Here is a 25,835-nt window from a genome sequence, read left to right on the forward strand (position 1 = left end):
CCGGAACCGAGGGGGCTTGGGTGTTTCAAGCTGCGGACGCGCGGGCATCCGCGCCTCCAGCTATCAGCCCTCGAAGGCGCCGACCACCCGGCCGGCCCCCTGGGCCCTGGCGGCATAGACCCTCCGCTCGGCTGCCGACAAGAGGCGCTGGACACTTTCTCCGTCCGACGGCGTCGTGGCGATGCCCACCGCATAGGTCGGCACGGGGGCGTCCTGCAGCGATGCGCTGCCGTCGATGCGCTGACGCATCATGGCGGCCACCTGGAACGCCGCCCGGTGCGGAAGGCCCGGCGCGAGCACCGCGAGCATGTTGGTGTCGGCGCGCACCACATAGTCGCCGGCGCGCAGGCCCTCGTTCGCCGCCTCCACCATCCGGCGCAGGGCCGCGCCGGCGGCGGCGGGATCGGCGGTGCGGAGCTTCTCCAGGTCGATGGTGATCAGCAGCAGCGTGAGCGGGCGCCCGGTGGCCACGGAGACGCTCAGCAGGTCCTGCAGCAGCAGGCTGAAGCACGAGCGGTGGAACGCGCCGGTCTCGGGATCGTAGCGCACGGTGCCCTTGGTGATGCGCATCCGCTCGGGCGTGAAGACCGGCGCTTCGCCCAGCCGCTCCATGTGGCGCAGATAGAACACCATGAGGCCCGCATAGAAGGCGGTGGCCCCGAGCTTGCCCAGCCAGTTGCCGATCCCCACCCCCAGCGGCACGTCGAAGCCGTAATACAGGGCCGGGAAGAACAGGATCTGGTCGAAGGTGCAGGTGAGGATCAGGGTGAGCCATAGGCACAGCCACAGCCGTTCGCCGAGCCGCGCCATGAACCAGTTGAACAGGCGGAAGACGAAGGTGCATTCCAGGAACACGAGAAGCGTGCCCCAGAGCATGAGGGCCGCCATCTGGTTCAGGAAGGTGATGTCCGCCGGCCGGTTATAGGGCAGGCGGGTATGGTCGAAGCCCAGGATGGCGCCCACCATCATCAGCAGGAACGAGCCCAGCAGCAGCCCATAGACCGGCTGGCGGGCCACGAACGTGCCCTCGCACAGATAGGTGAGCAGGAGCAGGCTGATGAAGCCCGAATAGAGCACCACGCCGCCGGGCGACACGCCGAGCCCGAAGGGCATCTGGAAGAAGAAGGACGAACCCAGATAGGCGGTGATGAAATGCAGCGTGCCCAACGCGCAGAACAGGCCGCCGATGCCGATGAAGCGGCGGGCCCGGAACAGCGCCAGCATGAGGCCGAAATAGACCGCCATGTCGGCGAACAGCAGCACGAAATTGTTGATCAGCATCCGCCGGAAGCCTGCCCTCGGCGGCCCGCAATGGAGTGCCGCCCGCGCGCCATGAAACGTCTCTCGTATCCCGGACGGGAAGGAGGGTATCGTAATGCCGCCGGCGGGGGAAGGGAAGGGCGGGCGGTCAGGCCCGCTCGACGAAGCTGTCCAGCACCCGCTTCTCGCCCGCCTTCTCGAACTGGACGGTCAGCTTGTTGCCGTCCACTTCGGTGACGTGGCCGTAGCCGAACTTTTGGTGGAACACCCGCTCCCCGCATCCATAGGTAGATGTATTTCCGGTGGAGGAGGCGATGAGCGTGCCCTCGATGACGGGGCCGCCCCGGCCGGGGGAGGGTCCCCGGTTCGGTGCGCCGCCGCGCTCGGCAAAGCCGCTCGCGCGCGCGGTCTGGGCGCGCTGCCAGCCGGGCGTCGCATAGGTGGAGGAGAAGGGCTCCGCCCGGTCGAAGCGGCTGGCGCCGCCGCCGCCATAATTGCCGCCGCCATAGGAGGAGCCGCCGCCCCAGCCGAGGCCGCCCTTGGATTCCGCCACCCGCACATGGGCGTCGGGCAGTTCGTCCAGGAAGCGGCTGGGCACGGTGGAATTCCACATGCCGTGGATGCGCCGGTTGGAGGCGAAATAGACCCGCGCCGAGCGCCGGGCGCGGGTGAGGCCCACATAAGCGAGGCGCCGCTCCTCTTCGAGCCCCGCCTTGCCCTGCTCGTCCAGCGCGCGCTGGTGGGGGAACAGGCCCTCCTCCCAGCCGGGCAGGAAGACCGTGTCGAATTCCAGCCCCTTGGCGGAATGCAGCGTCATGATCTGCACCGCGTCCTCGCCCGCGCCGTTTTCGACGTCCATGACGAGGGAGATATGTTCGAGGAAGCCCTGGAGGTTCTCGAACGGCTCCATGGAGCGCACCAGTTCCTTCAGGTTCTCCAGCCGCCCGGCCGCCTCCGCGGAGCGGTCCTTCTGCCACATCTCCGTATAGCCGCTCTCGTCCAGCACGATCTCGGCCAGCTCCGTATGGGGCAGTTGCCGGGCCTGGTCGCGCCAGCGCTCGAAGCTGTCGAGGAGGCCGCGCAGGGTGCCGCGCACCTTGGGCTTCATCTCCTCGCTCTCGGTGAGCAGGCGCGCCGCCTCCTGCAGCGGGACGGCGGCGCCGCGCGCCACATCGTGGATCTGCTTCACCGTGGCATCGCCGATGCCGCGCTTGGGCACGTTGACGATGCGCTCGAAGGCGAGGTCGTCGCTGGAGGACTGGATGCAGCGCAGATAGGCCAGCGCGTCGCGGATTTCCGCCCGCTCGTAGAAGCGCGGGCCGCCGATGACGCGATAGGGCATGCCCAGCGTCACGAAGCGCTCCTCGAACTCGCGCATCTGGAAGGAGGCGCGCACCAGGATCGCCACCTGCGAGAGGGGATGGTCGGAGCGCTGGAGCGCCTCGATCTCATCGCCCACCGCCCGCGCCTCCTCGCCCGAATCCCAGGCGCCGGTGACGGTGACGCGCTCGCCCAGTTCGTCTTCGGAGAACAGCGTCTTGCCGAGGCGGCCCTGATTGTTGGCGATGAGATGGGCCGCCGCCCCCAAAATGTGGCCCGTGGAGCGGTAGTTGCGCTCCAGGCGGATGACCTTGGCGCCGGGAAAGTCGCTCTCGAAGCGCAGGATGTTGTCCACCTCCGCGCCGCGCCAGCCATAGATGGACTGGTCGTCGTCACCCACGCAGCACACATTGCGGGAGCCCTGCGCCAGAAGGCGCAGCCAGAGATACTGGGCGACGTTGGTGTCCTGATACTCGTCCACCAGCAGGTACTTGAAGCGCCGGTGATAGTCCGCCAGCACGTCCGGATTCTCCCGGAACAGGCGGATGCCCTCCAAAAGGAGGTCGCCGAAATCCACCGCGTTCAGCGCCTTCAGCCGCGCCTGATAGGCGGCATAGAGCATCTGCCCGCGCCCGTTGGCGAAGGCCGATCCCTCGCCCGCCGGCACGTTCTCGGGCGAGAGGCCCCGGTTCTTCCAGCCGTCGATGGTGGAGGCCAGCAGGCGGGCCGGCCAGCGCTTCTCGTCGATGGTCTCGGCGGCGAGCAATTGCTTGAGCAGGCGGATCTGGTCGTCGGTGTCGAGGATGGTGAAGCCGCTTTTCAGCCCCACCAGCTCATAGTGACGGCGCAGGATGCGCACGCCGATGGAATGGAAGGTGCCGAGCCAAGGCATGCCTTCCACCGCATCGCCCACCATGGCGTGGATGCGCTCCTTCATCTCCCGCGCGGCCTTGTTGGTGAAGGTCACCACCAGGATCTGGGAGGGGAAGGCGCGGCCCTGGGAGAGGATATGGGCGACGCGGGCGGTGAGCACGCGCGTCTTGCCCGTGCCCGCCCCGGCGAGCACCAGAAGCGGCCCGTCCAGGGTTTCCACCGCCTCGCGCTGCTCCGGGTTCAGCCCGTTGAGGAAAGCGGGGTTGGGCCGCCCGCCCGCCCGCGCGCGCTCGGCGATGCCGCCCGGCCGCAGGGCCGGAGGCTCGGGCGCCTCGTGGGGCAAGGACGGCATCTTCTCGGGCAAGCCAGCCAACCGGGTTCCCTTTCCGCGCGACCATCCGCGCGTGATTCTCTAGTGAGAACAAAATGGCATCGGAAGGGCCGGATTGCGAGGGGGGAGCGGAATCGGGCTGAAAGCTGTGAAAAACCCTGCGGGCGGAAGAGGATTACGGATGGTGGTGCCCGTCATGGTCTTCGTGGGCCGGCAGCTCCACGCCGAACACGCGCACCAGCTCCTCCACCTGGGCGGGGCTCAGCAGGCGGGGATTGAGGTTGCGCAGCAGGAGATAGAGCTTGGCCGTCTCTTCCAGCTCCTCGGTGGCGTAGACGGCCGCCTCCAGCGTTTCGCCCGCCACCACCGGCCCGTGATTGGCCAGCAGCACCGACGAATAACGCCCCGCCAGGCCCTTGATGGCCCCCGCCACCGCCGGATCGCCCGGACGATAATAGGGCAGCAGCGCCACCTGCCCCGCGCGCATGAGGGAATAGGGGGTCAAGGCGGGCAGCACCGCCTTCGGGTCCACCTCCGGCAGCATGGAGACTGCCACCGCATGGGTGGAATGCAGGTGCACGATGGCGCGGGCCTTGGCGCGGGTCTCATAGAGCGCGCCGTGCAGCGGCATTTCCTTGGTGGGGGCCGACCCGGAGATCAGCCGCCCGGAGGCGTCGAGCCGGGAGAGGGCGGTGGGGTCGAGGAAGCCGAGGCTGGCATTGGTGGGTGTCACCAGCCAGCCGCCGTCATCGAGCCGCACGGAGATGTTGCCGGAGGAGCCCGGCGTCAGCCCCCGCTCGAACAGGGAGCGGGCGAAGCGGCAGATCTCTTCCCGCAGGCGCGTTTCCGATGAGCCGTTCTGGGACATGAAACGCCTCCCTCTTGCGTGCCTCTCCCCTTGGCAGCGGGACATATCCCGACGTACCAAGGGAGGGAAGTCAAAACGATTCAATAAGCCGTTCCACACGGAAAACGGCAGTCAGGGAGGCGAGGATGACGACACCCCTCAAGGCGGCGGTGTTCGGTCTCGGGTCCATGGGCGGCGGCATGGCCCGCTCCCTGCTGCGCGGAGGCTTCGCGGTCACGGGCTATGACCCGGCTTCCGCCGCCGTGGAAGCCTTCGCGGCTGACGGCGGCACCGGTGCCGCCACCGCCCGGGAGGCCGCTTCCGGCGCGGACATTGCGGTGAGCGTGGTGGTGAACGCCGCGCAGACCGAGGCGCTGCTGTTCGGCCCGGAGGGCGTGGCCGACACCTTGCCCGCGGGCGCCGTGTTCCTGTCCTGCGCCACCATGGCGCCGGAAATCGCCCGCGACCTCGCCGCCCGGCTGGAGGCGACGGGCCGCTTCTATCTGGACGCGCCCATTTCCGGCGGCGCGGCGCGGGCCGCCACGGGGGCGCTCACCGTGCTCGCCTCCGGCAGCCCCGCCGCCTTCGCCAGGGCCCGCCCCGCGCTCGATGCCATGGCCGCCAAGGTCTATGAGCTGGGCGCGGCCCCCGGCACGGGCGCGGCCTTCAAGATGATCAACCAATTGCTCGCGGGCGTGCATATCGCCGCCGCCAGCGAGGCCTTCGCCTTCGCCGCCCGCCAAGGGCTGGACCTCGCCAAGGTCTATGAGGTGATCACCGCCTCGGCGGGCAATAGCTGGATGTTCGAGAACCGCATGCCCCATGTGCTGGCGGGCGACTACCGGCCGCTTTCGGCCGTGGACATCTTCGTGAAGGATCTCGGCATCGTGCAGGACATGGCGCGGGGTGCGCGCTATCCCGTGCCGCTTGCCGCCGCCGCCCTCCAGATGTTCCTTGCCGCCTCCGGCGCGGGCATGGGGCGCGACGACGACGCCTCCGTGGCGCGCATCTATGCGCAGCTGTCCGGCACGCACCTGCCCGGCCAGGGAGAGGGCTGAGCCATGCCGCTGATCCTCGGCGCCGTCGCGGACGATTATACGGGCGCGTCCGACCTCGCCAACACCTTCACCAAGGCGGGCCTGCGCACGGTGCAGACCATCGGCGTGCCCGATCCCGCCCTCCCTTTGCCGGAGGTGGACGCGGTGGTGGTGGCGCTGAAGAGCCGCTCCATCCCCGCCCCCGAGGCGGTGGCCCTGTCGCGCGCTGCCGCCCGCTGGCTGCGGGAGCGGGGCGCGGGCCATGTGCTGTTCAAGGTCTGCTCCACCTTCGATTCCACCGATGCCGGCAATATCGGCCCGGTGACGGACGCCCTGCGGGCCGATGTGGGCGCGGGCCCGGTCATCGTCACGCCCGCGTTTCCGGAGACGGGCCGCACCATCTATCTGGGCCATCTGTTCGTCGGGCCGGTGCCGTTGAATGAAAGCCCGCTGAAGGACCATCCCCTCAACCCCATGCACGACGCCAATCTCGTGCGGGTGCTGGCGCGGCAGAGCGCGGCGCCGGTGGGCCTGCTCGATCTTCCCACCGTGGAGGCCGGACCGGGCGCGGTGCGCGCGCGTCTCGCCACGCTGGCGGCGGAAGGCGCGGGCGCGGCCATCGCGGACGCGGTGTTCGAGCGGCACCTGGAGGTGCTGGGGGAGGTGGCGCTGGACGGCCCGCTGTCCACCGGTGCTTCCGGCCTCGGTCTCGGGCTTGCCCGCGCCTTGGTGCGCGCGGGCAAGCCGGGGCGGGTGACGACGGGCGAGGGAGTGGCGGGCGAGGGACTGGCGGATGTGGGCGGCCCGGCCGCCATCCTGGCGGGAAGCTGCTCGGCCGCCACGCTCAGTCAGATCGCCGAGGCGGAAAAAGTGATGCCCGTTCTGCGTCTCGACGGCGAGCGGCTGGTGACGGCGGGTGCGCAGGCGGTGGAGGCGGCGCTCGCCTGGGCGCATGAGCGCCTGAGCCATGGCCCGGTCCTCATCGCGGCGAGCGGCACGCCCGCCCAGGTGGCCGCGCTCCAGGCGAAGCACGGCCGGGCCGCCTCCGGCCATGCCATCGAGCAGGCGAGCGCGGCCCTGGCGGAAGGGCTGGTGGCGGCGGGGGTGCGCCGCCTCGTTGTGGCGGGCGGGGAGACCTCCGGCGCGGTGGTGGACCGCCTCGGCCTCACCGCCTTCCTGCTGGGCCCGGAAATCGCGCCGGGGGTGCCGGTGCTCGCCACGGTGGGATCGCGGCCGGACATGCGCCTCGCCCTGAAATCAGGCAATTTCGGCGGCCCCGACTTTTTCGCGCGGGCGCTGGAGGCAGTGCGCTGAAGGCGGTGCGGCTTCTCCCTGGCGGGAGAGGCGATCTGTCGCCAAAGCCCTCTTCCGCCCGAACTTGGCTGTTGCCAAGTTCGGTTCGCGAGCGTGCCGAAGTCGGAAACATCCGACTTCGATGCGGGGGAGGGTTGGGAGGGGGAAGGCCGGACGGTGTGCGACGGAGACCGGGAGGGGGACCAAGAGAAGGGCGGGGAGGTCCTCAGCCCAGCGTTCGGCGCAGCCACTCGGAGACGCTGTCGCACACCAGGTCTTCCACGCCGTTATAGAAATGATCGCAGCCCGGCAGCACCTGCGCCTCGCAGGGGCCGCCGGCCCGCTCCGCATAGACCTCCGCCGGATAGCCCACGGGGGATTCATCGTCGCCCCGGATAGTGAGGGTGGGCACCTTGATCTGTGGTGCGAGGTCGAGGATCTCGTACATGCTGGTGAGGCGGTCCACATAGCTCTGGGCGGAGATCACGTACCACCAGCCCGGCAGCAGCAGCAGCTGGTCGCCTTTGCCTGCCGCCACCAGCGCCTTCGCCTCTTCCAGAACCTCGGCACTGCGCTCCTGGCCCAGATGCCCGGAGCGGGCGAGCGTGGAGAGGATGCCCGGCCCCGAACCGCCGCGATGGGCGGAGAGCAGGACGAGGGCGGGCGTCTCCGGCCGCTCCAGCACATGGCGCACCGCCAGGAAGCCGCCATTGGAATGGCCCATCACGATGGGGGCGGGAAAGCCCTGCTTCGCCATCCAGGCGGCGGCGAGCGCATTGTCCTCCAGCGCCTGCGCGGTGGTCTGGTAGGCCCCGCCCTCAGTGGCGCGGCTGTTGCGGATGGAGAGGATGTCATGGCCGCGCCGGTTGAAGGCGAGGCAGGCATAGCCCATGGCGGTGAGCACCGGCGGCAGGAAGCGCGGGGCGCCCATGTAGAAGTTCATGGTGTTGCCGTGGAACAGCAGCACGCCGCCGCGCACCGGCCCGTCCTCCGGCAGGTGAAAGGCGCCGTCCAGCGGCGTGGTGGGCGTGTCGATGCTGATGAGCTGCGTGCGCATGGGCGTTGCCTTCCGGTCTTGGTCTTGAATTGGGGGGCGGGATCAGGCGGGTGGGTTGGGAAACAGCAGGGCGACGAGGTCGTCGCCCATGGCTTGAAGCTGGCCGGCATCGCCATGCACCCGCTCCATGACGGCAAGGCCCCGGGTGAAGGCCACCACCAGCCGGGCCGCATGGTCGGGGGGCAGCGCGCATCCGGTGCCGGGCCGGGAGAAGGCGGACAGGAGCAGGGCGTCCAGCGCATCCAGCAATTCGCGCACCTCCTCGCACACCTTCGCTCCGGCGCCCGCGCCCTCGGTGGCGAGGCGGGTGGAGAGGCATCCGCGCGCGGGGCCGGCGGTCATGTTGGCGACGGCGATGCGCAGGAAGGCACTGAGCCCGGCGCGCAGGTCCGGGGTCGCCAGCGCCGTCTCCGCCGCCTCCAGGAAGCGGGTGCGATAGCGCGCGAAGGTCTTGAGGAAGACGTGTTCCTTGTCGCCGAAGGCGTTGTAGAGGCTGCCGCGCTGCACGCCCGTGGCGCGGGACAGGTCCAGCATGGAGGTGGCGCCATAGCCCTGGGCGCGGAACAGCCGCTCCGCCGCGCCGAGCACCTGCTCCTCGTCGAACTGCCTGCGGCCCGCCATCCGAGATCCGTTATTGACATGCGTGTCAAAGATGACACCCTTGTCAAACATAGGCCCGCCCGCACGGGATGGGAAGCCGTATCGTCCGTGTCCCGTCCCCGCCGTCCCCCGGAGGTTTCATGATCGATCTGCTGTACTGGACCACGCCCAACGGCCAGAAGGTCCTCATCGCGGTGGAGGAGCTGGGTCTTCCCTATGAGATCAAGCCCGTGAACATCTCCAAGGGCGAGCAGTTCCAGCCGGACTTCCTCAGGAACAGCCCCAATAACCGCATTCCCGCCATCGTGGACCATGCGCCCGAGGATGGCGACGGCCCGCTGGCGGTGTTCGAATCCGGCGCGTGCCTGGAATATCTCGCCGACAAGACCGGCCGCTTCCTCGCCAAGTCCACCCGCCGCCGGTTCGAGGCGCTCCAGTGGCTCTATTGGCAGATGGGCGGGCTCGGCCCCATGGCGGGGCAGGCGCACCACTTCATCCAATATGCCGCCGATCAGCACCCCTATGCCATCGAGCGCTATGTGAAGGAGGCGAACCGCCTCTATGGCGTGCTGGACCGGCGCCTTGCGCTCGTGCCCTATGCGGGCGGCGAGGACTACACCATCGCCGACATGGCTATCTATCCCTGGATCTACCGTCACGAGCGGCACCGGCAGGACCTCAACGACTTCCCCAATGTGAAGCGCTGGTACGAGATCGTCGGCGCGCGCCCGGCGGTGAAGCGGGCCTATGAGATCCAGGACGCCATCAACGTCACGCCCACGGTGAGCGCCGAATCCCACGCCTTGCTGTTCGGCCAGACCGCCGAGCTTCCCAAGGTCTGAGGCCGCCATGAGCGACACCGCGCGCGACACCGCCTTGCGGCTCTATGAACTGGCCGGGGACGATCCCGGCCTGCGCTTCAGCCCCCATTGCTGGAAGGTGCGCATGGCGCTGGCCCATAAGGGCCTCTCGCCGGAATGCGTGCCCTGGCATTTCGCGGAAAAGGACGCCATCGCCTTTTCCGGCCAGGGGCTGGTGCCCGTCTTGGTGGCGGGCGAGACGGTGGTGAGCGATTCCTTCCGCATCGCCGAATATCTGGAAGCCGCCTATCCCGAGCGGCCCACTTTGTTCGGCGGCGAGATGGGCCGCGCCACCGCGCGCTTCATCAATGCCTATGCGGATACGCTGCCGGTGCCGCTCATCGCCCGCACGCTCCTCATGGACATTCATGACCGCCTCGCGCCGGGCGACCGGCCCTATTTCCGCCAGTCCCGCGAAAAGCGCTTCGGCATGACGCTGGAGCAAGCGGCGGCCGACGCGCCCGCGCGGATCGAGGAATTGCGGCGCATCCTGCAGCCGCTGCGCCTCATGCTGAAGGCCCAGCCCTTCCTCTCCGGAGCGGAGCCCGCTTATGCGGACTATTGCCTGTTCGGCATGTTCATGTGGGCGCGGGTCATCAGCCCCACGGAGCTTCTGGCGGAGGACGACCCGGTGCATGCGTGGCGCGCCGCGCTGCTGGATGCGTTCGACGGCTTCGCCCGTGCCGCACCCACGGCAGGGGCGCGTGCGGCGTGATGCGGGCGGGTGGCGAGCCTGATAAAGGAGGCGGGGCAGCGGGCACGCCTGCGCCCGGCCGGTTCAAGGTCATCAGGCCCTGTGATCGACTGGATTAAACATCATAATTTGCGCTCATGGCCTGCGCTGGCCATGGTGAAGGCCAGACGATTGCATTAGGATTTTACCGTGAGCCATCCCGCCGCCGATATCGACACCCTGGCCCCGATCCTGCCGCGCCACCTGCGCGATGTGCTGGGATCCTTCACCACGGGCGTGGTGGTGGTGACCACGCAGGTCGAGGGCGACCGTCCGGTGGGCCTCACCATCAATTCCTTCAATTCCGTCTCCCTGGATCCCCCGCTCATCCTGTGGAGCCTCGCGCTGAAGGCGCCGAGCCTGGGGGCGTTCCGGGCGGCCGGAAGCTTCGTCATCAACATCCTGGGCGAGCACCAGGAAGATGTCGGCCGCCGCTTCGCCACCCCGGCCCCGGACAAGTTCGCGGGTGTCGCCTGGGAGCCGGGCCTCACCGGCGCGCCAGTCCTGGCCGACACGGCCGCCCATCTGGAATGCCGGGTCTATGCCCGCTATCCCGGTGGCGACCATGAGATCTATGTGGGCGAAGTGGTCGCCCTGCAGGATCGCGGCCATGCCCCGCTGGTCTATCACCGCGGCGCCTTCTGCAAGATCCACAAGGCGGGCTGAGCGCCCATCGGGCGTGGGGCCGATCGATATTCAGATCGATGGAAGGCTTCGCGCCCTTTAAGGCCCGTCATGCCTGGGCTTGTCCCGGGCATCCACGCCTCTGCGTCGAGCGTGCACCCAGCGGAACCCCGTGGATGGCCGGGACAGGCCCGGCCATGGCGCCGCTTTCTTAAAAGAGCCGTCCAGGCCGCTTGAAGGGCGATCCGCCCCAGAGCGTTCCGAGCGAAGCGTGAAGCAGTTCGCATGAAGGAAGCGCTTAAAAACAAAGAGATAGAGCGTTTCAACGTTTCCATGAAATGCTCAGACGCGCTCGGCGGCAAGGTCTCCCGGCCACTGACGGTTCGCGCACCCGGCTTCGCGGTGCCGTGTCCCGCACCGATGCCTGCTTTCCCGCACGGGTGCTCGACGCTTCCCGGGCGGCGGGTCACGCCGCCAGTTTCTGCCGGTCCGCCAAGGCGCGATAGGCCAGGGCCTCGGCCAGATGCCGGCGGCCCAAAGTCTCGGCGCCGTCCAGATCCGCCAGCGTGCGGGCCACTTTCAGCACCCGGTGATAGCCGCGCGCGGACAGGCGCATGGCGTCCGCCGCATCCCGCAGCAGCGCAAGCCCGGCTGCGTCCGGCGCGGCGGCCACGTCCAGCAGCGGGCCGTTGGCCTGCGCGTTGGTGCGCACGTCTGGCCGTCCCAGCGCGGCATAGCGCTCCGCCTGGAGAGACCGCGCCTGCGCGACGCGGGCGGCCACGTCCGCCGAGCCTTCCTGCGGAGCCGGGCGCACCAGATCGGCGGCGGTGACGGCGGGCACTTCCAGATGCAGGTCGATGCGGTCGAGGAACGGACCGGAGAGGCGGGCCTGGTAGTCCTGAACGCAGCGCGGTCCGCGCGCGCAGGCATGTCCCGGCTCCCCCGCCTGCCCGCAGCGGCAGGGATTCATGGCGGCGATCAGCTGGAAGCGCGCGGGATAGGTGACGCGGTGATTGGCCCGCGCGATCAGCACGTCCCCCGTTTCCAACGGCTGGCGCAGGGAATCCAGCACCTGAGGGGAGAATTCCGGCAATTCGTCCAGGAACAGCACGCCGTGATGGGCGAGGGACACCTCGCCGGGCCGGGCCTTCATGCCGCCGCCCACCATGGCCGCCATGGAGGCGGAATGGTGGGGCGCGCGGAACGGGCGGCGATCCACCAGGGCGCCGTCCTCGATGGCGCCCGCCACCGAGGCGATCATGGACACGTCCAGCATTTCCGCCGGGGCCAGCGGCGGCAGGATGGAGGGCAGGCGCTGCGCCAGCATGGACTTGCCCGCGCCGGGCGGGCCGACATAGAGCCTATTGTGTACTATTTCCTTCTTGCTACGCTGGAGGAATCAGATGGCCCCTAATTGCTTATTTTCAAAAGGAAAAGGTGGGATGCGCTCCAGCGAGTCCGATGGTCGGCCATTGGCATATTCCTACATACGCATGTCCACCGATCACCAGCTGAAGGGAGATAGCCTCCGCCGGCAGCTTCAGCTCTCCAAAGCATATGCTGATCGACACAATCTCAATCTGCTGGAGACGTATCAGGACATTGGCTTTTCAGCCTACACGGGAGAGAACGTTAGCGAGGGTGCTTTAGGAAGATTTCTGGCTGCCATCGAGGCGGGAGGTGTTCCCTCAGGCTCGTATCTCTTGGTTGAGTCTCTTGACCGCATTAGCCGGCAGACGGTCTCAAAAGCATTTGCTGTTTTCAGCCGAATAATAAGCCTTGGGATGAAGGTAGTCACGTTACAGAATGAGAAGACCTATTTTGGCGACCTAGATTTTTTGGATATGATTCTTTCGTTGTCCGACATGTTGAGGGCTCATGAGGAATCAAAAGTCAAAAGTAAGCGACTTTCTTCTGCATGGGACAATAAGCGAACCAACGCTGAAAATAGGAACATGACACCCATTTGTCCATATTGGCTTGTTTCAAATAAGGATTCAGCCGGATTCAAAATCGATGAGAAAAAAGCTTTAGTTGTCCGACGCGTTTTTGAAATGTCTGCCAGCGGATATGGCACAGGAATCATTGAAAAGCGCCTCAACGGAGAGGGCGTTCCAGGCATCGGAAAAACAGGGAGTTGGCATAAGTCCTATATACAGAAGATATTGAATAATAGAGCTGTTATTGGCGAAATGCAGCCGCATAAAATTCAGGGTGGAAAAAGGGTTTCCGTCGGAAATCCTATCCCGAACTATTTTCCGAAAATTGTGGATGACGAATTGTTTTACAGGGTGCAAGCGGCAAGAAATCAAAGAAAGGTTGTGGGAGCCGGCAGAAAGGGAAAATTTGTCTCAAACCTGTTCTCTGGCCTACTTATCTGCGACTATTGCGGCAAAGGAATGAGATATATCGACAAAGGACCAGCACCAAAGGGCGGCAAGTACCTATTATGTGGGACGGCAGAAAGGGGCCTGAATTGTGAAAAGGCGTATTGGAAATATGAGTTATTTGAGAGAACGTTTCTCTCCTATGTTTCAGAAGTAAACGTCTCTGACATTCTGGATAGCGAGAATCGACAAAATTTGAGAATGCAAATTTCTAAATCAATGGAGGCTTTGATAGGTGAAACCGAAATTCTTAAATTAAAATATAAGAAATTGATTGAGCTTATTTTAAATGATGACACAGATCGGCGCCGATCTTTGCTCTCTAACGAATTAAAAGTTATAGAAAATCAGATTGATTTGAATGAGCTTAAAGAAACCGATCTCCGTCAGAAAATGAACTCGCTAGCTTCAGATCAGAGCATCGACCCCTACAAGTTGAGGGAATTAATCGAACGTGTTCAGATAAACGGCGTCGACTCATACGATTTGAGAATTCAGATCCAGCATTTTTTGAAAACTATCATTGATAGTGTTCAAATGTTTCCGCTCGGCAATCTGCCTTATTTTACAGATGGCCTTGATGAGCTTGAGAGGCTTTTTTCCGAAACCGCCAACCAAAATCTCATCTCAGAAATAAGCCAAATGAAGGACTTGATAGACAATTCGGTATCCTCTCAACCTCGTTTTATTGTCCATTTCAAAAATGGAGACAATCGTACCATCTATATGGACTCGGATGGCGGGGAGTTTCCGGTTGGCAATGTGATTTCAAAATCCAATGGAGAATTCATCGACGATGAGTCTGTTTAAACGTGCTTTTAGATAGCGTGATAGCCTGTTACAAACCAGTCAACGTTGGTTGTTTGGCTTGTTTAAAATGAAATATGTCTCCTACTACAGAGTCTCAACAAGCCGACAAGGCAAATCGGGACTCGGCCTTGGAGGGCAGAAGGAGGCGGTTCATCGCCACCTAAAGGAAGATGCTCAGATTGTTGGGGAGTTCATTGAGGTCGAAAGCGGCCGGCACTCAAATCGACCCAAACTGAATGAGGCCATCCAAGCATGTAAAGCTTGGAAAGCGAAACTGATCATTGCAAAATTAGATCGCCTATCCAGAAACGTGGCATTCATTTCGTCGCTAATGGAATCTGGCGTTGAGTTTGTGGCCGTGGATTTTCCTGACGCAAATCGACTGACTCTCCATATTCTGGCTGCCGTTGCAGAGCATGAGGCAATTTGCATATCAGCAAGGACGAAGGAAGCCCTGGCCTGCGCTAAGTCCAGGGGGAAGAGACTGGGAGGACATAGAGGATCAACCCCATCTGACAGCTGCCGTCGTCTGGGCGTCGCTTCTGTTCGGAAATCTGCAAATGAGCGACTGCTTGCAGTATGGCCCGTAATTCAGCCTCTCCTCGGGGAGGGCCATATGCCCCCTGCTAGAATAGCGAAGTTTCTCAACCTCAGGGGAATTCCGACCCTAGGAGAGGGAGGGAAAGGCTGGCAAACAGTCCAGGTCAGCCGCATGTTGGCACATGCAAGCCGGCTAGGCCTATTGGGCGCTGAGCCTCTTCGCTGAAACGGGCTTCCGTCCCCTTTTTAGGCCCGTTGGCCTTTGAGCGCCTTCGGGGAAAGGGCGAAATAGCTCCGAGACATGAGCACCCAGTGCGTCTGTAAGTTGCTCCAGAAAATTCAGGGTTACGTTCGCCTGTTCAGCCTCGAGGGCTGCCAAGTGAGACATATCTACGTCGGCGGAGAAGGCCAGCGCCTCCTGCGAAAGCCCCCTCTCGGCCCTTAGCCGCCGTAGATTCCATGCCACCAAGCGGATCGCTTTCATCTTCGCAAAGCACAGCCTTGCGAGACTTCAATCTATGGGTTATAGGCCATAAATATCTGCCGGACTCTGCTACTTCCGTTGAAAAAGTATCAGGTCGGATCCTCTCCACTGATTTTAAGGGGTTTCCGCCATGGAACACTCCCAGTTTGGGCTCGTCTTCATCGTTGTGGGTGTGTTGGTCTATTTTTATCCGGCATGGACAGCGTTCACCCGGAAGCCTGACAACTTCATGGGTGTGTTCGTACTGAATTTGTTCCTCGGCTGGACGGCAATCGGGTGGCTGATTGCGTTGATCTGGGCCTTCTCTGGCCCAAACGAACGTCGGAAGCGTCGCCTTGAGCGCTTGGCCGAGAGGAAGAGAATGAGGATGGAGGCAAGGGGTGAATAGCTATTGGATACTAATTGCGTTGCAGATCCTAAATTACCAGCCCGGAAAGGTTGAGGTAATTCCGGACACAATCACATACTCTCAGAAAGAGTGTAACGCTGCAAAGGCCAAGGCGACAAAGGCCTACCTAGCTGCCTTAAGAAAGGCGACCACTGGAAAGGGTGATGAAATCCAGGTGAATGTCTGGTGTGTGCCGGTCAAGTTCACCGACCCTACGATTGAAGGGCCAGATGAATGCGATGGCTGCCGTTAATTGGACGACTGCCCGAGTTTCACAATTACCCTCGGATGGAATTTCGGCTCTAGGCCACTTCTTAGGGCCTCCGCCATCGCACAGCCCAACGCTACATGACGTGCAAGGCCATCTCCAAACTCCGGCATTGACTCTAGGCGGACACTACACCAGCCGGCTCGATGCGGCTCAAATTCGAACTCCACACCAACGTCCATAAGCGCCGGAACGGCGGTCTCTGGAAAGAGCAAAACTCCTCTGCCGGAAGTGTGGATGGAGAATGGTGGAATAGCGTCGGCATCGGCGAACTCGGCTACAGCGAGTGCCATTGCCCAGACGGCTTTGAAGGTCGGCACACGACCCCCATCGTGGGCTGGTTTGACTAATGGGTTACGCCCCCAGAGCGACCCTTTGAAATCCCGCTCAGGGAAGAAGGCCTGTAGCTCCTCGCCGATGTCCGCAACGCTCACACGATTAAAAAACTTGCCTCCGTAGGACACTGCCGCCTGAAGGTTGTCGACCCTTCGAACGTGGAGTTGTCCTTGGTCCTCCAGAGAAGACCAGGCGCTACTGGCAGCGCCGTGTTTGGTCCCTCTGGGGTTTTGGTCAAGACCTTCCCTGCCAACCCACTGCTCGAACGCCGCTACCGTTTTTGAAGGTACCCAGCATACGGCATGGATATGAGGCCGAGCCTCATCACTGTCTTTGTCGTCGATGTACGCAATGAGGTGAGGGTGCTTTCCTCGGGATTTTTGAGCTGTGTGCTTGTGAACACAGTTTGATAGGAGGGAGAGATACCATCCTCGAAACGTGTGAAAGCGTTCCGAAGCGACAGCTTTAATTAGCTCCAAGCGGCGACCGCCGGTAGCACCGCTCCATGAGAAGCTGTTAAAACGACCTTGGCTGAAGGTGGCAGTTATAAAATAGAACCGGCCATTTGGATCTCTGGTCTGCAACTCCTTGAGGAGGCGGACATCGGCTAATTCTAGGAAGTCTTTGAATTTCAAAAGAGATTCAGCTTTATCTCTAACCAATCCTATTTTCAGTGTTGAAAGGTCTTTCATTTTTAAAATCCAAATTATCCATTTTTCCTTCGGACAAGCCTTTACAAATGGCTTGAATTTAATTTCATGCCATGGGTTTGTTCCAATGTGTATAAAGTTGACTTAAAAGAAAACCCTCAAAAAACGCCTGGTTCTTATCCCCAAAATACACAATAATTTAGTATATTTTAGCCAAAAAGTCAACAAATTTGACTATGAAAAGCTATCATTGCTGATAGGCATACCATATCAGCGCAATCATAATTTGCTCTCTCGTATGAGAGGTATCAGCACATAGCGCATCAAGGGCCGCTGATGTTTCCTCATCTAAATGCAAGGAGAGATGAGCAGTTGGCTCTGCGAAAAAATGGTCGAATGGGTTCTGCATGGCTCCTCCTATTTGTATTTATAGGAGGCCATAAGGACCTCTCGGCCTATGGCTTTAAGGCCACCAATTTCCCGGATATCGTGCCAACGATGATCTGCCCACCAGAATAAACGGGAGTGCTTGCGAGCCCGGACGTGAGTATTTGTCCTGGACCGGGCCCTTCAAACGGCATCTCGCTACTGCCGGGATCAGGCCATAAACTTTCTGAATAATCCAACTCGTCAACGGCCTGACCGTTTGATGGAGTTTCAAGTGATATGCTCCGAATAACCCTTCGAGTCTGAAGGTCCACGAATGCTATCACGCCATTGGCTCTTGGCACCGCAAGGGTTCGTCGATTCATTAGAACCGGCGAAGCCCAATTCTGAAACAAATCGTTGTCAACTCTGACGCTCCATGCGCATCGACCGGTCGTAATTGAAAACGCATACAGGCTATCGCTATAGGCGAATGTGGCGAGGACTTCACCGTTGGAGATTACCGGGTGGATGCGGCAGTTCCCAAAATAGAACCGCTTCTTCTTTGATACGGTTTTGCGAGGGTGCCCATTCCAAGCCACTTTCCAAGTCCGCCAGTCGAGGGCCAGGATCGGCGGACGCTCATCATATGTTTCCCGAGCATAAGTCACGATCAGCAGATTCTCGTGAAACAAGAGAGATCCAATTCCTTGGAGTCTCAATTTAAAGTGGTAAGGACCTGATGAATCGGTGACTGGAATTGTGAAGCGCTCCATATCGGTGCTTCCAAACGTTCCCACTCCAATCTGGAATATTGTGCCGGCTTCATTAGCCGCCAGAACACTGCCTGTTTCCGCAAGTTCGGGGTTTGTCACAATGTTCGTGCGGAAAGTTCCCGGCAGAGATCCAGTATGGCGGAACGAATTGTCCGCTAAATTGAAACAGATAATGTGGCCATCCCTAGAGAGAAGCACTGCGATGCGCTCTCCCTCCACATCCACAATCACTGCCTTGGTGTAGACAGGCGAGCCTGCCTGAAATCTAGATAGGATACGACCGTCCGCTATATTGAGCGCATAAATCATACCACTATCGGTGCCGGCAACTAGGACCGAGTCAAAGATGGCGATTCCATTTACATCTGAATCGGTCTGTACTCTCCAAACGACCTCGCCGTCACTCTGCCGAACACACAGGATAGCGTCGTTCGGATCGCTGAAATTCCATTTATCGCCTGACGTTCCAAAATACAGAAGATCGCCAGCCGGTAAAATATTATTGCGATAATGCATTCGGCCAAAAGATTTTTCCCAGATGATGGGATTTGGCTGGCGCATCTTTATGGAGGCTAAAGTTTGCGAAATATCGATCATCACTGCCCCCCAAATCGGTTCGCAATTTGAGCCACAAATTGCGGAATTTCGTCGAATGCAACGACCCCCCACTGAATATCGCTAAGCTCAATATTTCCCACTCGTAAATTCGGTGGATTGAGCTCCTCAGAGAGGATCGGTAGCACCAGCACGTCGTCTTGTGGGAGCGAACTCATAAGCTCAAGAGCCAGCCTAAATTCGTTCTGTACGAAGCCCCTCTTTACGACGCTTGTAGGGGTCAAAATAAGAACGATGCGGCTCGCTGACCTAATTTTCATTTCGATAACTGGCCGCCACCTTTGACCAATTTGCAGCCCTAGGTGGGAATACGGGGAGGGTGGCTTGTCCATCCACGGCTCAAGCCCCGCCTCATGCAATTCTGCAAAGAGCCGATGAGCGTAATCGGCATCTTCCTTAGCGTACGATATGAAAATCATAGCGACTCGGAAGCTTCCCCGTAGCGACGCTTGAGTTTGCCCACATCAAGGTGGGCTTTGAAAGCCGACTCCCTTATCGCTTCCCAGAAATTAATGGGTTACAACGAAAGCAGGTTGTGGCCCCCGGCGGCGGCCACTTCCAGCGCCCGCTTGGCGGTCTCCTGGCCTTTCACGTCCCTCAGGTCCGGCAAGGTGCCGTGCCCGGCGCGCATGCGCGGGTCCGGGCGGGCGAGCACCTGGCGGCCGGTGACATGGTTGGCGAGGGCGATGAGGGACAAAGGGGCGAGAATCTCCATGTCCGGGCTCGCCCAGGCGGCTTCCGCCCCGCAGGCGGCGGGACAAATGAGGCCGTGGCCCCGCGCATTGGCCCCGATGGCGGCAGGCAGCACGCCCGCCACCGCCGCGATGGAGCCGTCGAGCCCCAATTCCCCCACCACGGTGAAGCCGGACAGGGCGTCTGACGGGATGGCGCCGATGGCCGCCATGAGGCCGAGCGCGATGGGCAGGTCGTAATGGGAGCCTTCCTTGGGCAGATCGGCGGGAGCGAGGTTCACCGTGATGCGCCGCGCGGGAAGCGCCAGACCGGAGGCGATGAGGGCGGCGCGCACCCGCTCCTTGGCCTCGGTCACCGCCTTGTCCGGCAGGCCGACAATGGTGAAGGCGGGCAGGCCCGGCGCCACATGCACCTGCACGTCAACGGGGCGCGCCTCCACGCCCTGGAACGCGACCGTCGCCACCCGTTGGATCACCCGCGCCTCCCCTCACCCAGGATTGCGGAAGGCTAGCGGACTGCCGTTCCGGGTGCAAGAACAGAGTGGGAACACATAGGCGATTGATGCCCGCTTTATGTCCGGCCCCTGGGTTCGCCATCGCCCCTTTACGGGCGGGGGTGGGAGAAGCCTCTCCAAGGAGTTGGCCCATGCCCCAGGTTTTGCGATCCGCGCACGTCCCAAGCTCCGCCCCTGTGGCGGCGTCTCAGGCACTGAAGGGGTATCGGCCCCATTGGTCCGGGCCCACGGGCAGCGCGGGCAGCCTGCGCTATGGCGCGGTGCGCGCCTTGTGGCTTGCGGGCCTTGCCGGTGCCGCGCTGCTGCTGCGCGCGGCCGCCTTCCTGCTATAGAGGCGGACGCGCGCCGGGCCTGTGGGCCGGTGCGCCAGCGAGAGTGCGATCGCCTCTCTATCTATGAGTTAGAGCCTGATCCACTCAGGGTAATAAACCTGAGTGGATCAGGCTCTAAGGGAAGGAACAGAGCCATGTCGTCCGCCGCGTCGTCCACTGCCGCTTCCGGCAGCATCGAGGATCTGGTGGCCCGCCAGTTCGGCCCCCAGGCCGCCGCCTATGTGACGAGCGCGGTCCATGCCTCCGGTGCCGATCTCGAGGCGCTCGGTGCGCTCCTGGCGGGACACGGCACCGCCCGTCTGCTGGATCTGGGCTGTGGCGGCGGCCATGTGAGCTTCACCGCCGCCCCCCATGTGAGCGAGGTGGTGGCCTATGACCTCTCCGACGCCATGCTGGCGGCGGTCTCGGGGGAGGCGGCCCGGCGCGGCTTCACCAATATCACCACCGCGCAGGGCGTCGCGGAGGCGCTTCCCTTCGAGGACGCGGCGTTCGATTTCGTGGTCTCGCGCTACAGCGCCCATCACTGGCGGGACCTTGCCGCCGGCCTGCGCCATGCGCGGCGGGTGCTGAAGCCCGGCGGCCGGGCCGTGTTCATGGATGTGACGGCGCCCGAAAACCCCTTGCTGGACACCTTCCTCCAGACCGTGGAGATGCTGCGCGATCCCTCCCATGTCCGCGACTACCGGCCGTCCGAATGGGTGCGGCGGGCGGAAGAGGCGGGGTTCCTCGTGGAAGGCGTCACCGATCGCCGCCTGCGGCTGGAATTCGAGTCGTGGGTGAAGCGGATCGCGACCCCGCCGGTCCATGCGGCGGCCATCCGCTCGCTCCAGGACGGGGCGAGCGACGAAGTGCGGGAGCATTTCGCCCTGGAGGCGGACGGCACCTTCACCCTGGATACGCTGACCCTGGTGCTCGTGCCCGCCTGATACCCAAGGCCCGCGCGACGCCGGTCAAAGCCCGGGCCGTTGGGATGAGCCTGCCTATTTCTTCTCCAGCAGGATGCGGCCCTGGCGGTCGATGAGGGCCTTCGCCTTCTCGGCCATGAGGTGCAGCAGCCAGGGCAGCGTCACCTCCAGGTGAACGGCGTCCTCCGCCACGTCCAGCTTTCCGGCGGCCTCGTGGCCCATGACCGCCACGCGGAAATCCAGGTGATCGCCGGTCCAGGTCTCCTGCATCACCGAGAGCTTGTCGCCGAAGCGCTCGCGCACCGAGCTGAGCCCGGTTTGCAGGCGGCGCGTGGCTTCCGCCTTGCCCAGGCGGTGCGGAATGGAGACGGTGAGCGGCTGGGCCATGAAACCTCCGGCGCTGGCGGAAAACGGGCGACGTTCTCTCTCAAAGAGCGAGAGACTGATTTGACCGATCAGGTTGGTTCACCCTGATCGGATCAGGCTCTAGCCGCGTCGCTTGTCCTCGATCTTGTCCCAGATCTGGGCGGCGATATCGGGGCCGCCCAGGCGCTTGATGGCGCGCAGGCCCGTGGGCGAGGTCACGTTGATCTCGGTGAGATTGCCCGCGATCACGTCGATGCCCACGATCAGCAGGCCGCGCTCGCGCAGAGCCGGGCCGATGCGCGCGCAGATCTCCAGCTCCCGGTCTGTGAGGTCGGTGGGCCGGGCAGCGCCGCCGCGCACCATGTTGGAGCGCAGGTCCCCCTCGCTGGGCACGCGGTTCACCGCGCCCGCCGCCTCGCCATCCACCAGGATGATGCGCTTGTCGCCCGCCTTCACCTCGGGAAGGAAGCGCTGGATCACCCAGGGCTCGCGGAAGGTGACGGCGAAGAAGTCATAGAGCGAGCCGAAATTCAGATCATCGGCGGTCAGGCGGAACACCGCGCCGCCGCCATGGCCGTAGAGCGGCTTCATCACCACGTCGCCATACTCGGCCCGGAACGCCTTGATCTCGTCGAGGTCGCGGGAGATCAGGGTGGGCGGCATCAGGTCCGGGAAATGGGTGACGAAGATCTTCTCCGGCGCGTTGCGCACATGGCCGGGGTCGTTCACCACCAGCGTGTGGGGATGGATGCGCTCCAGGAAGTGGGTGGAGGTCACATAGGCCATGTCGAAGGGCGGATCCTGGCGCAGCAGGATCACGTCCTGCTCCTTCAGCGCGATGCGGCGCTTCTCGCCCAGGGTGAAATGGGCGCCCACCTCGTCCTTCACGGTGAGCGGCTCGACGGTGGCGAACACCTCGCCGTCGCGCATGGCCAGCTGGTCCGGCACGTAATGCACCAGCGTGTGGCCGCGCCGCTGGGCTTCCAGCAGGAGGGCGAAGGTGGAATCCCCGGCAATATTGATGCGCGAGATGTGGTCCATCTGGACCGCGACCTGAAGGGTCATGGGAAACTCCGGGCGATGAGCCGGGCGGAAGGGTTCCCCTTATCTAGGGCCGCGCGCGCCGCGCCGCCAGTGCGCTCACCCTTCCATCTCGAAGGCGCCGGGAATGTGCTCCACGCCGTCCCCGCTCACCAGCACCGCGTCGAAGCGCGCATCGAGGGTGGCGAGGTCCGGCCGGGCGGCGAGCCAGGCTTCCGCCGCCGCCGCGATGCGCCGCATCTGGCGGGGCAGAAGGGAATAGGCGGCCGCGTCCCGCCCGCCGCGCGCCTTCACCTCGCAGAAGACGAGCAGCCCTTCCTGGCGGGCCACCAGGTCGATCTCGCCCGCCGGGGTGCGGGCGCGCCGGGCCAGGATGGTGAAGCCCGCCCCTTCCAGAAATGCCGCCGCCCGGTCCTCGGCGACGAGGCCCCGATCATGGGCGGCGCGCCGGGCGGGGGCCGGGCGGTCAGCCATCCTCGCCCCGCGTAAGGGCCAGCGCCCGGGCATAGACATCCCGCTTCGGCCGCCCGGTGGCGCCCGCCACGGCGGCCACCGCATCCTTCAGGGAATGGTCCGCGAGCGCGCGGGTGAGGGCGGCGTCCACGTCCCCGTCCTGCGCGGCGGCTTCCTGCGGCGGGCCGATCACCAGGACGATCTCGCCCTTGGGCGTGCTCGCTGTCGCATAATGGGCGGCCAAGGCTGCGAGGTCGGACCGCCGCACCTCCTCGAACGCCTTGGTCAGCTCCCGGCATACGGCGGCCGGGCGCGGGCCGAGGCCCTCGGCCAGATCGGCGAGGCTTTCCGCGAGGCGCGGGCCGGTCTCGTAGAGCACCAGAGTGGCGGGGATGGCCTTCAATTCCGCGATGCGGTTGCGCCTCTGCCCGTCGCGCGGCGGCAGGAAGCCGTCGAACAGGAAGCGGTCCGTGGGCAGGCCCGCCGCCACCAGGGCGGCCAGCAGGGCCGAGGGGCCGGGAATGGGATGGATGCGGTGGCCCGCTTCCGCCGCCTCCACCACCAGCTTGAAGCCTGGATCCGACACCAGCGGGGTTCCGGCGTCGGAGACCAAAGCCACCGCGTCTCCCGCCGCGAGGCGCGCCAGGATGCGCGGGCGCATGCTGGCGCCGTTGTGATCGTGATAGGGGATGAGCGGCGCCTCGATGGCGTAGCGATCGGTGAGCCGCCGCGTCATGCGCGTATCCTCGCAGGCGATCACATCCGCGCCAGCGAGCGTCTCCAGAGCCCGGACGCTGATGTCGCCGAGATTGCCGATGGGCGTCGCCACCACATGCAGTCCGGGCGCGGGGCGCGCGGCGAACTGGCGGGTTCCGGCGATGAGATAGGTGCGGGGCGTGCCCTCTTGTCCTGTCATGCCCGCATCTTAGCGGGACCGGAGCCGCTGCGCGACCGTCCTGCCGGCCTCGCCAAACGCGGCGGGAGACGGTATGCCTGTTTCAGGCACGCAGCGCGCAAGGAGAAGCGGGTGGACGAGGCGGATCGGCCCTTGAGCAGCAAGACGGCTTCCATTGGCGTATCCCGCCGGGCGCTACTGGCGAGCGGCCTGAAGCTCGCGAGCGTGCCGGCCCTGCTCTCCACCCTGGCCGCCTGCGCCGGCGGCGACATTGCAGGGGGGCCGCCCTTCGCGGCCGTGGCGCCCACCGGGCAGCCCATCGCCGCCGCCGGTCCCGTGGTGGCGCTCATCCTGCCGCTGACCGCGCAGGGCAATGCGGGGGCCGTGGGCCAGTCGCTGCGCAACGCGGCGGAACTCGCCCTCTCGGAACTGGGCGCCGCACCCATCAGCCTCGTGGTGAAGGATGACGGCGGCAATTCGCAGGGCGCCCGCGCGGCGGCCGAGCAGGCCATGGCGGAAGGCGCGCGTATCATTCTTGGCCCGCTCTTCTCCCATTCGGTGGGCGCGGTGGCCCAGGTGGCGCGCCCACGCGGCATTCCGGTGATCGCCTTCTCCACGGATACCAATGTCGCGTCGTCCGGCGTCTATCTGCTGAGCTTCCTGCCGCAGACGGACGTGAACCGCATCATCTCCTTCAGCGTCGCCCAGGGGCGGCGCTCCTTCATCGGCCTCGTTCCGGAAAATGCCTACGGCTCGGTGGCGGAAGGGGCGTTCCAGCAATCGGCCGGGGCGCTGGGCGGCCGCATCATGGGCATCGAGCGGTTCACGCAGGACCGCGCCCGCCTCCAGGCCGCGGTGCAGCGGGCGGCGGCGGTGGCCGGGCAGGCCGACGCCGTGTTCATTCCCGATTCGGCTGATGGCGTGCCGGCGGTGCTCCAGGCCCTGTCGGCGGCGGGCGTGGATCTCACCCGCGTGCGGCCCATCGGCACCGGCCTGTGGGACGACCAGCGGCTGTTCTCCAACCCGCTCATGGAAGGCGCCCAGTTCGCGGCGCCCGAATCCGGCGGCTGGCGCGGCTTCTCGGAGCGCTATCGCGCCCGCTTCGGCACGGACCCGGTGCGCACTGCGACCCTTTCGTATGACGCGGTGTCGCTGGTGGCCACCATCGTGCGCGCCCAGGGGCCGGGGGCCCTGACGGATGCCTCCCTCACCAATCCCTCGGGCTTCAACGGCGTGGACGGCGTGTTCCGCTTCCGCTCCGACGGCACCAATGAGCGCGGCCTCGCGGTGCTGGAGATCAAGGGCGGGGCGGCCCAGGTGGTGAGCCCGGCGCCCCGCAGCTTCATGGGATGAACGAAACACGCCGCAATGCTGTCGTTGCGGCAGGGTTGGTTTGGCGGCGGGATGGGCTATAGCTTCGCCCCGCCGGTATGGGACGCACGGTCCGGCAGGCTTGCCTTGGGCAAGCCGGGCGGCCGGCACGAACAGACAAGGAAATCGGGTCCATGAGACTGTCCACGAGACTGATCGCACCTCTGGCGGGCGTCCTTCTGGCCGCCTCCGGCCTGTCCGCCCTCGCGCAGACGCCGCCCGCCGCCGCCCCGGCGGCCCCCGCCGCTCCGGCCGTGAACCAGGGCCTGACCCAGGCCGGCACTCCGGCGCGCCCCGAGGTCCAGATCTCGCGTCCCATCGAGATGCTGCTGACCCAGCAGGCGGCCGGCATGACCTTCGACGGCAAGACGCTGACCCTGACCGGCGTTCCGCCCATCACCTCGTTCCGCGTGGAGCGGCCCGAGCGCATCGGCGGCACCATGACCACCGAGCAGTTCGTGAAGCTGTGGAACGCCACGGTGGCGGTGTTCAAGAACGATCCGCCCAACGCGGCCCTGACCGTGCTGGGCCCGACCCCCGCCCAGGTGATCATCGAACTGGGCACCGTGACCCAGAACGGCACCACGCTGACCTACAACGCCACCCTGCTGGACGGCGACATCCCGGCGAGCGGCGGCCCGGTGAGCATCGTCACGGCCCCGGTGGTCTATCGCCCGCTTGAGGCGACCGGCACCTTCCTGAAGTGCTGGTGGAGCCCCTACTGGGTCGAGCGCGTCTGCCGCGCGGGCTGGTGAGCCGTCTGACCCCTTGATCGCGAATCGCCCCGGAAGCCAAGCTTCCGGGGCGATT

General features: G+C 64.3%; 26 protein-coding genes and 2 pseudogenes. 12 read left to right on the top strand and 16 right to left on the bottom strand.

Annotation, left to right across the window (positions count from 1 at the left end; translation table 11 throughout):
* Window positions 1–63 precede the first annotated feature (63 nt).
* The 3 genes from EJJ38_RS00555 to otnC all read right to left on the bottom strand — a co-directional run bounded on the left by EJJ38_RS00555 (window position 64) and on the right by otnC (window position 4,652).
* Window positions 64–1,281: a GGDEF domain-containing protein gene (locus EJJ38_RS00555; RefSeq protein WP_127088166.1), complete on the bottom strand. Its 1,218-nt coding sequence runs from the start codon at window positions 1,279–1,281 to the stop codon at window positions 64–66.
* Between the two features lie 127 nt (window positions 1,282–1,408).
* Window positions 1,409–3,805 (bottom strand): ATP-dependent helicase, encoded by a 2,397-nt coding sequence (locus EJJ38_RS00560; protein ID WP_127088393.1) that lies wholly within the window; start codon window positions 3,803–3,805, stop codon window positions 1,409–1,411.
* A gap of 154 nt (window positions 3,806–3,959) precedes the next feature.
* Complete coding sequence (gene otnC / locus EJJ38_RS00565) at window positions 3,960–4,652, bottom strand: 3-oxo-tetronate 4-phosphate decarboxylase (protein WP_127088167.1); 693 nt, start codon at window positions 4,650–4,652, stop codon at window positions 3,960–3,962.
* A 125-nt stretch (window positions 4,653–4,777) separates the two neighbouring features.
* Here otnC and ltnD point away from each other — a divergent pair, with 125 nt between their 5' ends.
* The gene (gene ltnD / locus EJJ38_RS00570) at window positions 4,778–5,689 is read left to right on the top strand and encodes an L-threonate dehydrogenase (protein WP_127088168.1); all 912 of its coding nucleotides are present in this window, start codon (window positions 4,778–4,780) and stop codon (window positions 5,687–5,689) included.
* A gap of 3 nt (window positions 5,690–5,692) precedes the next feature.
* Complete coding sequence (gene otnK / locus EJJ38_RS00575; RefSeq protein ID WP_127088169.1) at window positions 5,693–6,982, top strand: 3-oxo-tetronate kinase; 1,290 nt, start codon at window positions 5,693–5,695, stop codon at window positions 6,980–6,982.
* Window positions 6,983–7,187: 205 nt separating this feature from the next.
* Here the strand turns inward: otnK and EJJ38_RS00580 are convergent, their stop codons facing one another.
* Window positions 7,188–8,018 (bottom strand): alpha/beta hydrolase, encoded by an 831-nt coding sequence (locus EJJ38_RS00580; RefSeq protein WP_127088170.1) that lies wholly within the window; start codon window positions 8,016–8,018, stop codon window positions 7,188–7,190.
* A gap of 42 nt (window positions 8,019–8,060) precedes the next feature.
* Window positions 8,061–8,639 carry a TetR/AcrR family transcriptional regulator gene (locus EJJ38_RS00585; RefSeq protein ID WP_164738355.1) on the bottom strand — a complete coding sequence of 193 codons (579 nt, stop codon included), beginning with the start codon at window positions 8,637–8,639 and terminating at the stop codon, window positions 8,061–8,063.
* Window positions 8,640–8,758: 119 nt separating this feature from the next.
* Here EJJ38_RS00585 and EJJ38_RS00590 point away from each other — a divergent pair, with 119 nt between their 5' ends.
* The 3 genes from EJJ38_RS00590 to EJJ38_RS00600 all read left to right on the top strand — a co-directional run bounded on the left by EJJ38_RS00590 (window position 8,759) and on the right by EJJ38_RS00600 (window position 10,877).
* Window positions 8,759–9,460: a glutathione S-transferase N-terminal domain-containing protein gene (locus EJJ38_RS00590; protein ID WP_127088172.1), complete on the top strand. Its 702-nt coding sequence runs from the start codon at window positions 8,759–8,761 to the stop codon at window positions 9,458–9,460.
* Window positions 9,461–9,467: 7 nt separating this feature from the next.
* Window positions 9,468–10,193 (top strand): glutathione S-transferase family protein, encoded by a 726-nt coding sequence (locus EJJ38_RS00595; RefSeq protein WP_127088173.1) that lies wholly within the window; start codon window positions 9,468–9,470, stop codon window positions 10,191–10,193.
* Between the two features lie 168 nt (window positions 10,194–10,361).
* Entirely contained in the window at window positions 10,362–10,877 is a 516-nt protein-coding gene (locus EJJ38_RS00600) for a flavin reductase family protein (protein ID WP_205666063.1), read from the top strand.
* Between the two features lie 424 nt (window positions 10,878–11,301).
* Here the strand turns inward: EJJ38_RS00600 and EJJ38_RS00605 are convergent.
* Window positions 11,302–12,189 (bottom strand): annotated as a pseudogene (locus EJJ38_RS00605) (YifB family Mg chelatase-like AAA ATPase); the annotation flags it as partial.
* 49 nt (window positions 12,190–12,238) lie between these two features.
* Between EJJ38_RS00605 and EJJ38_RS00610 the strand changes: the two are divergent.
* Together EJJ38_RS00610 and EJJ38_RS00615 are read left to right on the top strand one after the other, a co-directional pair.
* Window positions 12,239–14,032, top strand: a complete 1,794-nt coding sequence (locus EJJ38_RS00610; RefSeq protein WP_127088175.1) for a recombinase family protein — start codon at window positions 12,239–12,241, stop codon at window positions 14,030–14,032.
* Window positions 14,033–14,099: 67 nt separating this feature from the next.
* Window positions 14,100–14,798 carry a recombinase family protein gene (locus EJJ38_RS00615; RefSeq protein WP_245454044.1) on the top strand — a complete coding sequence of 233 codons (699 nt, stop codon included), beginning with the start codon at window positions 14,100–14,102 and terminating at the stop codon, window positions 14,796–14,798.
* On the opposite strand, the gene EJJ38_RS00620 is transcribed toward EJJ38_RS00615, so the two are convergent.
* Window positions 14,772–15,056 carry a helix-turn-helix domain-containing protein gene (locus EJJ38_RS00620; RefSeq protein WP_127088177.1) on the bottom strand — a complete coding sequence of 95 codons (285 nt, stop codon included), beginning with the start codon at window positions 15,054–15,056 and terminating at the stop codon, window positions 14,772–14,774. The genes EJJ38_RS00615 and EJJ38_RS00620 overlap by 27 nt on opposite strands.
* A 130-nt stretch (window positions 15,057–15,186) precedes the next feature.
* On the opposite strand from EJJ38_RS00620, the gene EJJ38_RS20870 reads away from it, so the two are divergent.
* On the top strand, window positions 15,187–15,444 hold the full coding sequence (locus tag EJJ38_RS20870; RefSeq protein ID WP_127088178.1) for a superinfection immunity protein: 258 nt from the start codon (window positions 15,187–15,189) through the stop codon (window positions 15,442–15,444).
* Window positions 15,445–15,693: 249 nt separating this feature from the next.
* Here the strand turns inward: EJJ38_RS20870 and EJJ38_RS00630 are convergent, their stop codons facing one another.
* The 5 genes and pseudogenes from EJJ38_RS00630 to EJJ38_RS00645 form a co-directional block, all read right to left on the bottom strand.
* Entirely contained in the window at window positions 15,694–16,740 is a 1,047-nt protein-coding gene (locus tag EJJ38_RS00630) for a hypothetical protein (protein WP_127088179.1), read from the bottom strand.
* A gap of 205 nt (window positions 16,741–16,945) precedes the next feature.
* Window positions 16,946–17,107: a hypothetical protein gene (locus EJJ38_RS20225; RefSeq protein ID WP_164738356.1), complete on the bottom strand. Its 162-nt coding sequence runs from the start codon at window positions 17,105–17,107 to the stop codon at window positions 16,946–16,948.
* 46 nt (window positions 17,108–17,153) lie between these two features.
* Window positions 17,154–18,437 carry an outer membrane protein assembly factor BamB family protein gene (locus EJJ38_RS00635; protein WP_127088180.1) on the bottom strand — a complete coding sequence of 428 codons (1,284 nt, stop codon included), beginning with the start codon at window positions 18,435–18,437 and terminating at the stop codon, window positions 17,154–17,156.
* Complete coding sequence (locus tag EJJ38_RS00640) at window positions 18,437–18,874, bottom strand: toll/interleukin-1 receptor domain-containing protein (RefSeq protein ID WP_127088181.1); 438 nt, start codon at window positions 18,872–18,874, stop codon at window positions 18,437–18,439. The genes EJJ38_RS00635 and EJJ38_RS00640 overlap by 1 nt, the downstream gene beginning before the upstream one ends.
* A 101-nt stretch (window positions 18,875–18,975) precedes the next feature.
* A pseudogene (locus tag EJJ38_RS00645) lies at window positions 18,976–19,623 on the bottom strand (magnesium chelatase domain-containing protein); the annotation flags it as partial.
* A gap of 170 nt (window positions 19,624–19,793) precedes the next feature.
* Between EJJ38_RS00645 and EJJ38_RS00650 the strand changes: the two are divergent.
* Window positions 19,794–19,994 carry a hypothetical protein gene (locus EJJ38_RS00650; protein WP_127088182.1) on the top strand — a complete coding sequence of 67 codons (201 nt, stop codon included), beginning with the start codon at window positions 19,794–19,796 and terminating at the stop codon, window positions 19,992–19,994.
* A 134-nt stretch (window positions 19,995–20,128) separates the two neighbouring features.
* Complete coding sequence (locus tag EJJ38_RS00655) at window positions 20,129–20,920, top strand: class I SAM-dependent methyltransferase (RefSeq protein WP_127088183.1); 792 nt, start codon at window positions 20,129–20,131, stop codon at window positions 20,918–20,920.
* Window positions 20,921–20,974: 54 nt separating this feature from the next.
* Here the strand turns inward: EJJ38_RS00655 and EJJ38_RS00660 are convergent, their stop codons facing one another.
* The 4 genes from EJJ38_RS00660 to rsmI form a co-directional block, all read right to left on the bottom strand.
* Window positions 20,975–21,286, bottom strand: a complete 312-nt coding sequence (locus EJJ38_RS00660) for a polyhydroxyalkanoic acid system family protein (RefSeq protein WP_127088184.1) — start codon at window positions 21,284–21,286, stop codon at window positions 20,975–20,977.
* Between the two features lie 99 nt (window positions 21,287–21,385).
* Window positions 21,386–22,330 carry a glutathione synthase gene (gshB, locus tag EJJ38_RS00665; protein ID WP_127088185.1) on the bottom strand — a complete coding sequence of 315 codons (945 nt, stop codon included), beginning with the start codon at window positions 22,328–22,330 and terminating at the stop codon, window positions 21,386–21,388.
* A 75-nt stretch (window positions 22,331–22,405) separates the two neighbouring features.
* Complete coding sequence (locus EJJ38_RS00670) at window positions 22,406–22,780, bottom strand: YraN family protein (RefSeq protein WP_127088186.1); 375 nt, start codon at window positions 22,778–22,780, stop codon at window positions 22,406–22,408.
* Window positions 22,773–23,675, bottom strand: a complete 903-nt coding sequence (rsmI, locus tag EJJ38_RS00675) for a 16S rRNA (cytidine(1402)-2'-O)-methyltransferase (protein ID WP_127088187.1) — start codon at window positions 23,673–23,675, stop codon at window positions 22,773–22,775. The genes EJJ38_RS00670 and rsmI overlap by 8 nt, the downstream gene beginning before the upstream one ends.
* 132 nt (window positions 23,676–23,807) lie before the next feature.
* Here rsmI and EJJ38_RS00680 point away from each other — a divergent pair, with 132 nt between their 5' ends.
* Together EJJ38_RS00680 and EJJ38_RS00685 are read left to right on the top strand one after the other, a co-directional pair.
* On the top strand, window positions 23,808–25,007 hold the full coding sequence (locus EJJ38_RS00680) for a penicillin-binding protein activator (protein ID WP_245454045.1): 1,200 nt from the start codon (window positions 23,808–23,810) through the stop codon (window positions 25,005–25,007).
* Window positions 25,008–25,159: 152 nt separating this feature from the next.
* Window positions 25,160–25,780 carry a hypothetical protein gene (locus EJJ38_RS00685; RefSeq protein WP_127088189.1) on the top strand — a complete coding sequence of 207 codons (621 nt, stop codon included), beginning with the start codon at window positions 25,160–25,162 and terminating at the stop codon, window positions 25,778–25,780.
* Window positions 25,781–25,835 lie beyond the last annotated feature (55 nt).

The sequence above is a fragment of the Aquabacter cavernae genome, assembly GCF_003993795.1.
GTDB lineage: Bacteria > Pseudomonadota > Alphaproteobacteria > Rhizobiales > Xanthobacteraceae > Aquabacter > Aquabacter cavernae.

Coding starts and splice junctions, on each gene's coding strand:
- EJJ38_RS00580 (WP_127088170.1), bottom strand. CDS start 8,018: ATGCGCACGCAGCTCATCAGCATCGACACGCCCACCACGCCGCTGGAC.
- EJJ38_RS00615 (WP_245454044.1), top strand. CDS start 14,100: ATGAAATATGTCTCCTACTACAGAGTCTCAACAAGCCGACAAGGCAAA.
- EJJ38_RS00670 (WP_127088186.1), bottom strand. CDS start 22,780: ATGGCTGACCGCCCGGCCCCCGCCCGGCGCGCCGCCCATGATCGGGGC.
- EJJ38_RS00630 (WP_127088179.1), bottom strand. CDS start 16,740: ATGAAAGACCTTTCAACACTGAAAATAGGATTGGTTAGAGATAAAGCT.
- otnK (WP_127088169.1), top strand. CDS start 5,693: ATGCCGCTGATCCTCGGCGCCGTCGCGGACGATTATACGGGCGCGTCC.
- rsmI (WP_127088187.1), bottom strand. CDS start 23,675: ATGACAGGACAAGAGGGCACGCCCCGCACCTATCTCATCGCCGGAACC.
- otnC (WP_127088167.1), bottom strand. CDS start 4,652: ATGTCCCAGAACGGCTCATCGGAAACGCGCCTGCGGGAAGAGATCTGC.
- EJJ38_RS00610 (WP_127088175.1), top strand. CDS start 12,239: ATGGCCCCTAATTGCTTATTTTCAAAAGGAAAAGGTGGGATGCGCTCC.
- EJJ38_RS00640 (WP_127088181.1), bottom strand. CDS start 18,874: ATGATTTTCATATCGTACGCTAAGGAAGATGCCGATTACGCTCATCGG.
- ltnD (WP_127088168.1), top strand. CDS start 4,778: ATGACGACACCCCTCAAGGCGGCGGTGTTCGGTCTCGGGTCCATGGGC.
- EJJ38_RS00560 (WP_127088393.1), bottom strand. CDS start 3,805: ATGCCGTCCTTGCCCCACGAGGCGCCCGAGCCTCCGGCCCTGCGGCCG.
- EJJ38_RS00620 (WP_127088177.1), bottom strand. CDS start 15,056: ATGAAAGCGATCCGCTTGGTGGCATGGAATCTACGGCGGCTAAGGGCC.
- EJJ38_RS00660 (WP_127088184.1), bottom strand. CDS start 21,286: ATGGCCCAGCCGCTCACCGTCTCCATTCCGCACCGCCTGGGCAAGGCG.
- EJJ38_RS00655 (WP_127088183.1), top strand. CDS start 20,129: ATGTCGTCCGCCGCGTCGTCCACTGCCGCTTCCGGCAGCATCGAGGAT.
- EJJ38_RS20225 (WP_164738356.1), bottom strand. CDS start 17,107: ATGCAGAACCCATTCGACCATTTTTTCGCAGAGCCAACTGCTCATCTC.
- EJJ38_RS00585 (WP_164738355.1), bottom strand. CDS start 8,639: ATGGCGGGCCGCAGGCAGTTCGACGAGGAGCAGGTGCTCGGCGCGGCG.
- EJJ38_RS20870 (WP_127088178.1), top strand. CDS start 15,187: ATGGAACACTCCCAGTTTGGGCTCGTCTTCATCGTTGTGGGTGTGTTG.
- EJJ38_RS00650 (WP_127088182.1), top strand. CDS start 19,794: ATGCCCCAGGTTTTGCGATCCGCGCACGTCCCAAGCTCCGCCCCTGTG.
- EJJ38_RS00635 (WP_127088180.1), bottom strand. CDS start 18,437: ATGATCGATATTTCGCAAACTTTAGCCTCCATAAAGATGCGCCAGCCA.
- EJJ38_RS00685 (WP_127088189.1), top strand. CDS start 25,160: ATGAGACTGTCCACGAGACTGATCGCACCTCTGGCGGGCGTCCTTCTG.
- EJJ38_RS00555 (WP_127088166.1), bottom strand. CDS start 1,281: ATGCTGATCAACAATTTCGTGCTGCTGTTCGCCGACATGGCGGTCTAT.
- EJJ38_RS00595 (WP_127088173.1), top strand. CDS start 9,468: ATGAGCGACACCGCGCGCGACACCGCCTTGCGGCTCTATGAACTGGCC.
- EJJ38_RS00590 (WP_127088172.1), top strand. CDS start 8,759: ATGATCGATCTGCTGTACTGGACCACGCCCAACGGCCAGAAGGTCCTC.
- gshB (WP_127088185.1), bottom strand. CDS start 22,330: ATGACCCTTCAGGTCGCGGTCCAGATGGACCACATCTCGCGCATCAAT.